This window comes from Streptococcus sanguinis (genome assembly GCF_020729725.1).
Classification (GTDB): Bacteria; Bacillota; Bacilli; order Lactobacillales; family Streptococcaceae; genus Streptococcus; species Streptococcus sanguinis_V.
The window spans coordinates 424904-438171 of the sequence record NZ_JAJEPA010000005.1; the positions used below are offsets into that span (position 1 = coordinate 424904).

A 13268-nucleotide genomic window follows, 5' to 3' on the forward strand; every position below is an offset into this window, starting at 1 on the left:
TATACCATACTGACATTTTAGAACCAACTGGAAATATTTTTGCCAAATTTAATACATGATATGGACTTCTAATATATTTTGTATCTAATACCTCAGCCTTAGCTTTTTTTGAAGTTGTAGTTTCATAAGTTTAATAGGATAAACGTTTTTCATAAATTTTGCCATCTACCACGTATTCAACAACTGGTAAAGCGGCTTAAACTGAACTATTTAAATAGCTATGTCTAACTACTCTGCCAACAACTTTTGTTGTTGCATATTTCTGAATATTTTTCTCCCTTCTATAAAATAAAATATATATCAGAAATAGCACAGCAAAAACAGCGGTGAAAATTAGTACGATTTGAATATATACCTCTTTTATCATTTACAACACCTTTGTTTTATTCCCTCTATTCACTTTATTATCTTTAGTCTATTCATTAATTTTGTTTTTATCAAACACATTATCAGCTATATCTGTCCAAAACCAATACTCTCTTGGAATTAAATCTAGGAAATGTTGATATTTCCCAATCCATGGAGCTGATACATACTCTTCAAAAGAAATAGATTCTGTGTAATTTGAGTACAACAACAAATTATCCATATCAACAAATAAAGATGGGGCGAAATCATAAATAGCGTTCAGTTTATCCCTTTTATACTCATTAGTAAAGACTTTCCTTAACTCTGAAAGGTCGCAACTATATTTTTGCATATCCTCTAAAAAATAGAGGACATTCTCGTGCAATAAAAACGGGGAGCGCAATCTCTCTTTATCAATATGTTCTACACTATATCCCGCTTCTTCGTAATTAATATACCACAGCTCCAAGTCAGAAATATACCAAGAATACTGATTTTTGTACTTAAAAGCGACAACAATATTTTCACCATATTTTGCTCTAATCATTTTTTTACCTATTTAATTATTCTGGCATTTTGTCCATATTTAATAAACCATTAGTTTATTGAATATGGAAAATCAACATCTATCAGTCTCTGTTTATTTTAACACAATATCAATCAAATAAGTATAGGGTTGTGAAAATCAAAAACGAATGATGGTCTTAGACTTGGCTTGGTCTTCATCATTCGTTTTATTGTTGTTTTACATCAAAATGTAAGCTTAGCTAATCTGAACATTTTTCAGCTGGCCGTCAGCTCCTGTAAAGCTGATGCTTCTACTTGCTGGATTGTAGCTGAAAGTCTCTGGGCTGACACCGTAGAGCTGAGAAAGCTCCTGCAATTTCTGGTTGAATGCTTCCTCTGTCATGCCAAAACTCGCTGCTAAGCTTAATGGAGCAGCTGGATTTGCTGGCGTCGAAGTTTCTACTGGCTTCTCAGATTGGTTTTGGGCCGTTTCTGAAGTGGCAGATTCGGAAGATAGATTGCCATTTTGCGGGGTTTCTGGAGCACTGGTGCTAGCTGGCTGGCCAGAAGTAGGCTGTTCAGCCGATGCTTTGAGGAAGCCTTTTTGCACCGCATAGGCATCCGCAGCTTGACGCTCAGCTTTTGACAAGTCTTTCTTGTAGATATAATGCTCGTGGTCCAGATGGGCTACTCGATAGCCTTGCTCATCCGCTCCGACCATATCCTGCAGATTAAAGTGATAGTCATCATCTTCCCTATGCTGAGAATCGGACTCGCTTGCCCCCTCAGGATGGACGAGTGACTGCTGGAAGGCCAGGATTTCCTTAAGCAGCTCTTTCTTGTCTGTAGCTCTCTGTCCAAGCTTATCAAAAAGCTGGTCCAGCTGCTGGTATTGCTGCTCGCTTCCTTGATTCTTTTCCAAATACTGATGGATAGACATGAGCAGATTATAAAGCTGCTGATAAACTTCCTGATTTTCCGTATTAGCCGGCTCTTCCTTTTGTCCAGCAATAGTCCGGCTCATCTGATTTAAAAGCTTCTGACTTGCTGCCAGCAGAGCTTGCTTGTCTGAGCTGCTACTCTTTAATTCCTTGCCTAGTTCTAAGATTCTAGCTGCATAGTCTGCTCGGCTGTTTTGGTCCTTTACTTCTCCAAGCAGTTCCTGCGCTTTTCCAAGAAAGACAAGCGCTTGAGCGCTCTTCTCGCTCTCATCCGAGGTGCCAAAATCATCATAAATACCCTTCAAAAAGTCATAAATCATGGCTTTGTAGGTTGGCTGATTTGGCTCTCCCTGATCCAGCTCTGTCTTTTCAGAGGACGCAGAAGGCTGGCCGCTAGCAAGGGCTGCTGCAATCTCTTTCTTAGTCTGATAGAGGGCAGGAAAAAGCTGCTGGAGATTAGTCGCTTCTATAAAGGCTTGAGACTTATAGAGAGTCAAGGTCAGCTCGGCTGCTTTTCTGCGCAGCTCAGGGCTCAAGCGTCCATCCTCTAATGCTTGGTAGAAATAGCGAATATAATCAACCGCTGTGACGCCTGTCCGATCATGATAATCTTCTAAAGCTGATAGTAATTGTCCTAGCTCTGCCATTTCAGCTTGATTCTGGCCAGCATAAGCATTTTGCAGACGCTGCAGCAAGTCAGCTTTCTTCAGTCCATAGCTATCTGTGTCAAGTCGGTTCATTCTCTCCAAAAGCCCTTGATAAGTCTTGTCCAGCTCGGTCTCTTGGATTGGCTTGACCGTCTGATCCACATGGATAAATTGCTTATCAAAGTTATCCAGACTGTTCAAATAACCAGCTGTTGAGTTGCTAGGCAGCTTCTTCATAGTTTCCACAAACTGCCCCAAAGCAAGCTCAATCCGCCGCTGCATAAGAGGATCATCAGCATAGAGACGCTGACTGTCTGCTTTTAGGCTTTCTACTTTTTGCAAAATAGCGGCCTCATCATAATCGCCCTGTTCATACTTAGATTGAATCTGAGGCAGACGATTTTTCAAGGCTTCTGCTGCGCCCTTAGACTGGATCTTGATATAGTGGTTATGATCGCCATGAGGAATGACAAACTGCCCATCTTCTACCTGCAGACTGTAAGGCGAAAGACCTGAGCGCAAGGCTGTTGTGTAGAGCTCATTCATGAAGTCCAGCTCTGCATTGCCCGTTACCAGAGGAATGCGGACATGCTCCTTGCGGACAGCATAGGGGTGGATATGAGTCGGATCATAGGCTTGGTCAGGGTTATTAAAGACAAAGAAGCCATTTGAGATGCGAACCGCTTCCTTGGGAACGCCATAGGTTTGGCAGATATAAGCAATCTTTTCCTCATCGCTGGCATCGCGTGAATAGCGTTCAGCGTCATTGACTGCTGCAGACGGTTTTGCTGGCTGCTGCTTGGCCAAGACCTGCTCCGCTGCTTGAATCTGTTCAGCAGTCAAGTCTTTCTTGTAAAAGTAATGAGCATGATCTCCGTGCGATACCATGTAGCCTTGATCGTCCTTGCCAATGACAGCCTCCGCATGAAAACCATGGTCGTGCTCAGGCTGTGACGGTAGCTGAGGCAGAGGATCGCCTAGCGGCTGGTAAGTATAACCAATAGGAATCAAGCGGGCAATCTTCGCTTCCAAGTCTGACAGCTTGTCATAAGGAATGAAATGATGGTGGTCTCCGTGGGGTATAACGACCCCATTTTCTGTCCGACGGCTGATTTTCAGCGGATCAAACACTATGCCGTCCCCTTCATGATAGCGCTGAGACTGAGGCAGGGCATAGAGTTGCTGCAGCAGACTTGGCAACGATGGCTGAGACGGCTGAGACGAATTGGACGGACTCGGCTGAGTGATCGCTAAGCCAGTACTTGGTTGCTCAATCTTTGAATAATTTGGTAGCTGTGGAGACGGATTTGAGACAGGTCCCCCCTGATTGATAGCACTATTCTGATTCCTTGTGTTAGAAGATACTATCGGCCTACCGTAGTTAGGCGGATTCACCCGTCCGCCGGCCTGCCTGCTATTCCAGTAGCTCTGAGCCGCGGCCAATTCTGCTGGTGACAGGTCGCTCTTAGGAATGTAGTGAAAATGCCCGCCATGCGGCACGATAAAAGCATCGCCAGTATCCTCGATGACGTCAGACGGACTAAACATATAACCATCATCCGTCCTATATCCCCCTTGGCCTTGGTAAGAAGCTCCTGCAAGATCTGCGGCTGTCTTTCCTGCAGCTAAGGACTTGCTAGGCTGGCTGAAATCGCGAGTCTTGCTTGATTTTGTTGCGGAAGATTTGCCACTATCGCCTTCTTCCTTAGTCTTATGCAGCTTCTTCTGCCGCGCAATCTCATCCACCGATCGGATATTGCTGGTATGCTTGGCATCCTTGAGGTAGAGATAATACTTCCCTTCCACCTTAATGATATAACCATCCTTGACCTCATTGACAATATCTGCTTCTTGCAGCGTGTAGTTAGGATCCCTGATAATCAGCTCTTCGCTGATAATGGCATCAAAAGGCACCTTTCCATCAAAGTAATGATAATGGTCTCCATGGGAAGTGACATAGCCCTGATCTGTGATTTTCACGACGATTTGCTCTGCTTCGATACCTTCTTCATCATTGATTTGATCAGATGTCAAATTTTTATTTTTATCCGTCTTGTCACCCGAAGTCTTGTCCTCAATATAGGCTACTTTGTTATTTTTGGTCTGGGGTCGGGGCTGAGATTGCCATTGGATAAGACCGTAAGTTCCGAGACCGAGAGCTAATACAGTAGCTGAAGCAAGGAAATATTTCTTTTTCATGGTTGTCTTTTATCCTTTCAAATCTTTAGCTAAAACAGCTAGATTTTCTTCTAAATTTTCTAAATAAGATAGTTGGTTGGCTGGGTCTGCTTCCAGAGGATTCAGCTCCTTGATTTGTACACCGGTCGCCTTGACCAAGGTTTGAGCCACTTTGGAAGAAGCATTGCTTTCCACAAAAATGGTCTTGACCTGGTGCTCCTTTACAAAGTCTTCTATCTCTGTCAGCTGACGCGGACTAGGCTCCTGCTCCGGTGAAATACCAGCAATGCCCAGCTGGATCAGCCCGAAGCGCTTGGCCAGATAAGAAAAGGCAGTATGCTGGGTTACAAAGGTCTTGTTGGGTACTTTATCAAAAATCTCCTGATAGCGCTCCGTCAACTCCTTGGCCTCTTCTTGAAATTTTCGGGCATTGGCCTGATAAGTATCCCGATGGTCGCTATCCAGCTCCGACAGCCTGTCGGCGATAATCTGAGCTTCCTCCGCAGCCTTCTGAGGATCCAACCAGGTATGGGGGTCATAGAGCGTCTTCTCATCCACTCCCTCTCCTGCTTGGACATCTTCCAAGCCAGCGACTCGATCCAGCTCCATTCCCTGAGAAGCCTCAAGAACTTGAACCTTGGAATTCTTGAGACTAGGATTCAGCTCTCCAGCCCAGGACTCCAAAGTCCGTGAGTGATAGACAAAGACATCTGCATCATAGATGGCTGCCACGTCATTGGCTGAAGGCTCAAAATCATGAATACCGCTGCTAGACTGAATCATGCGCACGTCATTCAGATCGCCCGATATAGCCTTAACCATGGAGTAAATAGGATAAAAGCTGCTTACAATCCTCAATCCTTGCGACGGACTGGATGGACTGGATTCTTTTTGAGACTGACAAGCCCAGAGACACAAGGCCAGGGCCAGAAGGCTAAGGCAAGCTGAGAATTTTAAAGCGCGTTTCATAATATCTCCTTAACTTATTATTAACCAGTTTATTAACTGGTTAATATCATACACTTTGTCAACTTCTTTGTCAAGTTTTTTAAGAAAATAAAGAAAAAAGGAAGTAGGATTCATTCCCACTTCCTCTTTGCTTTTAATTTCAATATATTTTGAAAGGTTATTTATTATGACTATTCAAGGACAGGATAAACTTGGACAGATGCATTTCTCAGGCTTAGCTATATGAGATTACTTTTTCGACTTTCAGACTGTCAAATGACGATCTGGAAATTGGAAATCGCTCTATATCGCCTCTGTAGTGAAACTACGGCTTTCCAGCACTTTCAGCATGGCATCGGCCGTGTCCAAGGCGGTGAAGAGGGGCACTCCGTGCTCAATAGCTGAGCTACGGATAATCTGACCATGCTTATCTGCCGTCCGCTTGGTTCCGACTGTGTTAATAATAGCCTGAACCTTGCCCTTGCGGATATAGGCTGGGATATCCTTGTCATCATCACTGCCGATTTTTTCTACCAGACGGACGTGTAGACCGTGATTTTCGAAATAAGAGGCTGTCCCCTTAGTTGCCCAGATACCATAGCCAATACTGGCAAAACGCTGAGCCAGCTGCAAGGCTTCTTTCTTGCTATCGCCTGCAATAGTAAAGACGATATTTCCAAAGTTTGGCAGATGGAGATAGGAAGCCTCAAAAGCCTTGTAGAGTGCTTTTTCTAAGGTTCGGTCACTGCCCATGACTTCGCCGGTAGACTTCATTTCAGGCCCCAAAAGACTATCAACCTTCGCCAGCTTGGTAAAGGAGAAGACTGGCGCCTTGATATGAACCATGGAACTTTCTGGATGAAGACCGTCTTCATAGCCCAGCTCTGCCAAGCTTTCCCCAAGAATCAAACGAGTCGCTACTTGCGCCATCGGAATATCGGTCACCTTGGACAAGAAAGGAACAGTCCGGCTGGCCCGTGGATTGACCTCAATGACATAGACCTGCTCATCTTTGATGACGAACTGAATATTCATCATACCGATACAGTTCAGTCCCAGAGCCAAACGCTTGGTATAGTCTGCAATGGTATCCTTAACTTTCTGCGATAGGGTTTGTGGAGGATAGGCCGCCATGGAATCTCCTGAGTGAACTCCTGCCCGCTCGATATGCTCCATAATCCCGGGAATCAAGACCTGACGACCATCAGAAATGGCATCCACTTCGCACTCATCACCGACAATATAAGAATCGACCAAAACCGGATGGTCTGGACTTGCCTTAACCGCTGTCCGCATATAAGAGCGTAGATCCGCTTCGTTTTCTACGATTTCCATAGCACGGCCCCCCAAGACATAGGAAGGCCGCACCAGAACAGGGAAGCCAATCTTACGAGCAGCCTCTACCGCTTCCTCTTCATTAGTGGCTGTCTGACCTGGCGGCTGCGGAATATCCAACTCTTTCAGAGCTTGTTCAAAGAGATCCCGATCCTCAGCTCGATCCAAGTCCGCCACTTGGGTACCTAAAATCTTAACACCAGCCTTGGACAGAGGCTCTGCCAGATTAATGGCTGTCTGACCGCCAAACTGAACGATAACACCTTTAGGCTGCTCCAGCTCAATGACATTCATGACATCTTCAAAGGTCAGCGGCTCAAAGTATAGCTTATCTGAGACAGAAAAGTCAGTCGACACAGTCTCCGGATTGCTGTTCATGATAATTGCTTCATAGCCAGCTGCCTGAATAGCCTTTACAGAATGAACAGTCGCATAGTCAAACTCGACCCCTTGCCCGATTCGGATAGGACCAGAACCCAGCACCAGAACTGATTCCTTGCTGGATTTGACAGATTCATTTTCAAAGCCATAGGTAGAGTAGAAATAAGGCGTCGCAGACTCGAACTCAGCAGCACAAGTATCTACCATCTTGTAAACCGGCACAATCTTCTGCTCCTGCCGGATGCGACGTACCTGCTCAGCTGTTGTGTCCCATAAGGCAGCAATCTTAGTATCCGCAAAGCCATTTTGCTTGGCTTTCTTGAGCACATAGCTATCTCCGATATGACAAGCCAGTTCCTGCTCGATTTCGTAAATATGAAGCAGCTTATCCAGGAAAAAGACATCAATCTTGGTCAGCTCAGCAATTTCATCCGGACTGTAACCACGGCGAATAGCCTCTGAGATATAGAAAAGTCGGTCATCTTGCGCCTTGACAATCTTCCTCATCAGTTCATCATCGCTTACTTGACTGAGAGCAGGCAGCTCGTTGTGGTTCACACCAACTTCCAAAGAACGGCAGGCCTTGAGCAGACTCTCCTCAATATTGCGCCCGATAGCCATGACTTCCCCTGTCGCCTTCATCTGGGTTCCCAGACGGCGCTCACCCTGCTCAAACTTATCAAATGGAAAGCGTGGAATCTTAGCGACCACATAGTCCAGAGCCGGCTCAAACATAGCATAGGTAGAGCCTGTCACCGGATTAATGATTTCATCCAATGTAAGTCCGACTGCGATTTTCGCCGCCAGCTTGGCAATCGGATAGCCGGTCGCCTTAGAGGCAAGGGCTGATGAGCGGGAAACCCGTGGATTGACCTCGATAACATAGTATTTGAAACTATGCGGGTCCAGAGCCAGCTGCACATTACAGCCCCCCTCAATCTTCAACGCACGGATAATCTTGAGGCTGGCGTCCCGCAGCATCTGGTATTCATAGTCTGAGATGGTCTGACTAGGTGCAAAAACGATAGAATCACCTGTGTGGATGCCGACTGGATCAAAGTTTTCCATATTACATACGACCAGCGCATTGTCTGCACCATCCCGCATAACTTCATATTCGATTTCCTTAAAGCCCGCTATGGAGCGCTCGATCAGACACTGAGTCACTGGAGAGAGTTTGAGGCCGTTTTCTGCGATTTCCTGCAGCTCTTCTTCATTGCTACAGATACCACCGCCAGTTCCTCCCAGTGTAAATGCCGGACGGACAATGACTGGATAGCCGATGCCAGCCGCAAATTCCAGTGCTTCATCAACTGTATTGACAATTTCTGACTCAGGGATGGGCTGGCCTAGCTCTTCCATCAGCTGCTTGAAGAGATCCCGGTCTTCCGCTTGGTCAATGGCTGACAGCTTTGTCCCCAAGAGCTCCACTCCCAGCTCTTCTAAAAGTCCTGACTTGGATAGTTCCATGGCCATATTGAGTCCGGTCTGGCCGCCCAAAGTAGGCAGAAGAGCATCTGGCCGCTCCTTACGCAATATCCGAGCAACAAACTCCAGCGTGATAGGCTCGATATAAACTCGGTCTGCAATTTCCTTGTCCGTCATAATGGTCGCTGGGTTAGAATTAACCAAGACAACACTGTAGCCCTCTTCTTTCAAGGACAGGCAAGCCTGAGTCCCAGCATAGTCAAACTCCGCAGCCTGACCAATAACGATAGGACCAGAACCGATGACCATAATTTTCTGAATATCTTTACGTTTTGGCATAGTGCACCTCTCAATCTTGCTTCCTAGTAAGCCTGATGGGCATCCATCATTTCCATAAACTCATCAAAGAGATAGTCTGCATCATGCGGTCCCGGCGCAGCATCTGGGTGGAACTGCACAGAAAAGGCAGGATAATCCCGATGGCGCACACCTTCGACAGACTTATCATTGATTTCTTCATGGGTCACAATCAGGCATTCTGGCAAATCCTCACGACTGACTGCATAGCCGTGATTTTGACTGGTAAAGTCAACTCGGCCTGTCGCAATCTCACGCACCGCGTGGTTGAAGCCACGGTGACCGAACTTCATCTTATGCGTCTTTGCACCGTTAGCCATGGAGAAGAGCTGATGTCCCATACAAATCCCGAAAATTGGAATCTTGCCCTGAACACCACGAATCATGTCCAGAGCCTCCGGCACATCTTCCGGATTTCCCGGTCCATTGGATAGCATAACCCCGTCAGGATTGAGCTGGAGAATTTCCTCAGCACTAGTATCATAAGGCACCACCGTCACGCTGCAGTTGCGTTTGGCTAACTCCCGCAGGATAGAGTGTTTGAGGCCAAAGTCCACCAATACCACACTGCGACCCGTTCCCGGAGCTGGATAGGACTGCTTGGTAGACACCTGCTTGATGTTATCAGTCGGCAGAACTGTCGCCTGCAGTTGGTCTTGCAAATGCTCAATACTATCATCTGCATTGGCAATGGTTGCCCGCATGGTTCCATGCTGGCGAATAATCTTGGTTAGTGCCCTTGTATCAATTCCCGAAATGCCTGGTATCTTCTTGATTTTGAGGAACTCATCCAAAGACAATTGCTGGCGCCAATTGCTGGCACGACGTGCATACTCATAGACCACCACTCCCTTGCAGGTTGGCAGAATGGATTCATAGTCGTCTCGATTGACACCATAATTTCCAACCAAGGGATAGGTAAAGGTCAAAATCTGGCCGTTATAAGACTGGTCCGTAATCGATTCCTGATAGCCTGTCATGCCTGTGTTAAAGACGATTTCGCCTGTCACAAAAAGATCCGCTCCAAAAGCTTCCCCTTCGAAGATCATGCCGTTTTCTAATATTAAAAGTCTCTTTGCCATTGTTCCCTCCTGTCCAAGATGCAGACCGCCCACGACCATCCACATAAGATATATAATAATAGGGAGTGGGATTGCTTCACATAGCTTCACCCACTCCCGGCCTACTGTCCGAGATTATTGACGGCCTTTCAGAACTGCTTCAATAATAGCCATTCTGACAAAGACGCCGTTAGTCATTTGTTCAACGATACGCGATTTTGGTGCTTCGACCAGATGATCCGCAATTTCTACATCACGGTTAACCGGAGCCGGATGCATCAGAATCGCCGCATCTTTCATCCGGTCATACCGCTCTTGAGTCAGACCATGCAATCTGTGGTAATTTTCTTTAGAAAAGATGGACTCGTAGTCATGGCGCTCATGCTGCACGCGCAGGAACATCATGACATCCACTTCTTCAATTACCTCATCAATGGTGACAAACTTACCATAGTCCGCAAACTCTTGGCTCCGCCATTCTTCCGGACCAGCAAAGTAGAGCTCTGCCCCCAAGCGCTTGAGAATCTGCATGTTTGACTTAGCCACGCGCGAATGGTCCAAGTCACCAGCAATCGCAACCTTTAGTCCTTCAAAGCGACCAAACTCTTGATAAATAGTCATCAAATCCAGCAAGCTTTGGCTAGGATGCTGACCAGAACCGTCTCCACCGTTAACGATAGAAGTCGTAATGGTTGGACTTTCCACTAGCTCTTTGTAATAATCCACTTCTGGGTGGCGAATGACACAAACATCGACGCCAAGGGCAGACATGGTCAGGATAGTGTCATACAAGGTTTCTCCTTTATTGACCGAGCTGGTCTTGACATCAAAGTCCAGAAGATCGCAACCCAACTTCAACTCTGCTACCTCAAAGGCCTTGTGAGTCCGCGTCGAAGGCTCAAAGAAGAGGTTAGAAACGATATGCTGCTCATCATAATGGACTTTAGCGCCATTTCTAAATTCGATTCCGCGTTTAATCAAGGCCATAACTTCTTCATTTGACAGAGTTTCCATAGAAACAAGGTTCTTAAGAGCGATTTGATTGGATGACATGATGTAATTCTCCTTTATGAAAGAATGAGGGCTTCCAGAGTGCTGCAAGTAAAGTCGCTCTGAGAGCAAGCTATTTTTGAACGAAAGTTAATGATTTAGCACCTAGCTCAATCCTTGGGCTCAGGCAGGACAAGATAGAGTACAATTCCCAGAATAGTTGACAAGGCAACTCCTGAGATTTGCAGACCCGACAGCTGCAAGGTCAGACCGCCGATACCAGATACCAAGATAACACTGGCAATCAAGAGGTTCTTTTTATTGTCAAAGTTGGTCTGTGCTTCGATCAGAATTTTGAGACCGCTCGAAGCAATTACCCCAAAGAGGGCGATGGAAATACCACCCAGTACAGGACTCGGAATGGATTGGAGCAATGCAGATACCTTGCCAACAAAGCTCATGACAATAGCCAGCACTGCTGCGCCAGCAATGACATAGACACTGTAGATTTTATTGAGCGCCATAACTCCGATATTCTCTCCGTAGCTAGTCACTGGCGGTGCTCCGAAAAGCCCTGCAATAATCTGAGCCAGACCATCACCAGTCAAAGTCTTGTCTAGACCCGGATCCTTGAAGAAATCCTTGCCTGTCAAGCTATTCAGCACCATAACATGCCCGAAGTGTTCTGTCATGGTTACAAAGGCGATAGGCGCCATAGTTAAAATCGCACTAGGATAAAATTTCACATCGTAGTCCAAGAAAGGCAGACTCATTGGTGGAAGATGGAACCAAGAAGCTTGCCCTACCTTGGCAAAAGACACAATTTCCTGGCCAGTCACGGCCCCTAGAATCAAGCTAAAGATGTAGCCGACTATCAGGCCTAGCAAGACTGGGATGATTCCCACAATCTTCTTACCATAGATATTAAAGAGGATGACTGCCAAGAGAGTGACCATACCGATAATGAAGTAGGTCAAATCATAAACCTTTTCACCATTAGCTGCTGTCTTATTCATCACATCGCTAACAGCTGTTCCAGCCAAGCTCAGACCAATGACCATGATGATAGGCCCAACCACTACTGGCGGCAGCACCTTGTCAATCCAAGCATTTCCAGCAAACTTGACAATCAGTGCCACGATAAAGTAGACCAGACCACCAGTGATGGCTCCCTGTGCAACCGCTCCGATACCATCTGTCTTCATCAGCATCTGCATGGCTGCGATATAAGCAAAACTAGAGCCCATGTAAGCCGGAATCTTGTACTTGGTAACAGTCAGATGGGCCAGTGTTCCCAGACCGCTGGAAAAGAGGGCTACCGCTGGGTCAATTCCCACCAGAATCGGTACCAAGACCGTCGCCCCAAACATGGCGAACAAGTGCTGAAAGGATAGTCCTAAAAGCAGACCTGGCTTTGGCATATCATGCACATCATACTTAACATCTTGACTCATTTAGCTTATTACTCCCCCATAATCAAAACGCGATCTTGACCGTCTGTCTCGGTCATCTCAACAATAATCTCCTCAGTTTGGCTAGTCGGAATGTTCTTGCCGACATAATCTGCCCGTATAGGCAGCTCGCGGTGACCACGGTCTACCAAGACAGCCAGACCAACCCGAGAGGGACGTCCATGACTGACCAGATTGTCGATAGCTGCTCGGATGGTCCGTCCTGTGTAGAGGACATCGTCAATCAGGATTACTTGACGGTCGGTAATATCTACTGGAATCACTGTCGTATCTTCCTCAACCTTGATATCATCTCGGAAAGGCTTGGTATCTACTTCTGCGACTGGAATATCGATATTCTCCAACTGAGACAACCGCTTCTGAATCCGGTGAGCCAAGTGAACCCCACGGGTCTTAATGCCAGCCAAGACCACTTGGTTCAAGTCCTTGTTGCGCTCGATGATTTCATAGGTAATCCGCGTAATCGCGCGATTCATGGTGATGTCATCGACAACTTCTTTTGTTTTCATTCTTTCCTCCTCAAATAACAGAAAAAGTCTCCTTATACAAGGAGACTTCAGAAAAATCTAGTCAGGCAAGCTAAAACAAGACGCACTTGCTTACACTCCACCCATCTTTTTACTTGCTCCTTGTCTATCTCTCTGGATAGAATTAAAGGATTATTCAATTTTTTAT

At 46.1% G+C, this 13268-nt stretch carries 8 protein-coding genes; all 8 read right to left on the minus strand.

The annotated features are described in order from the left end of the window. Positions 1-415: 415 nt before the first annotated feature. On the minus strand, positions 416-895 hold the full coding sequence (locus K4I03_RS02040; RefSeq protein ID WP_227963544.1) for a hypothetical protein: 480 nt from the start codon (positions 893-895) through the stop codon (positions 416-418). 216 nt (positions 896-1111) lie between these two features. Then, entirely contained in the window at positions 1112-4642 is a 3531-nt protein-coding gene (locus K4I03_RS02045; RefSeq protein WP_227963545.1) for a pneumococcal-type histidine triad protein, read from the minus strand. Positions 4643-4651: 9 nt separating this feature from the next. Next, a complete protein-coding gene (locus tag K4I03_RS02050) occupies positions 4652-5590 on the minus strand; it encodes a metal ABC transporter solute-binding protein, Zn/Mn family (RefSeq protein ID WP_227963546.1) in 939 nt (312 codons plus the stop codon). Positions 5591-5872: 282 nt separating this feature from the next. Next, on the minus strand, positions 5873-9052 hold the full coding sequence (gene carB, locus K4I03_RS02055; RefSeq protein WP_227963547.1) for a carbamoyl-phosphate synthase large subunit: 3180 nt from the start codon (positions 9050-9052) through the stop codon (positions 5873-5875). Between the two features lie 23 nt (positions 9053-9075). Beyond that, positions 9076-10152 (minus strand): carbamoyl phosphate synthase small subunit, encoded by a 1077-nt coding sequence (locus K4I03_RS02060; RefSeq protein ID WP_227963548.1) that lies wholly within the window; start codon positions 10150-10152, stop codon positions 9076-9078. Between the two features lie 114 nt (positions 10153-10266). After that, positions 10267-11184, minus strand: a complete 918-nt coding sequence (locus tag K4I03_RS02065) for an aspartate carbamoyltransferase catalytic subunit (protein WP_227963549.1) — start codon at positions 11182-11184, stop codon at positions 10267-10269. 107 nt (positions 11185-11291) lie between these two features. Next, on the minus strand, positions 11292-12575 hold the full coding sequence (locus tag K4I03_RS02070; protein WP_002912653.1) for a uracil-xanthine permease family protein: 1284 nt from the start codon (positions 12573-12575) through the stop codon (positions 11292-11294). Positions 12576-12583: 8 nt separating this feature from the next. Further along, entirely contained in the window at positions 12584-13102 is a 519-nt protein-coding gene (gene pyrR / locus K4I03_RS02075) for a bifunctional pyr operon transcriptional regulator/uracil phosphoribosyltransferase PyrR (RefSeq protein WP_032912439.1), read from the minus strand. Positions 13103-13268: the final 166 nt, after the last annotated feature.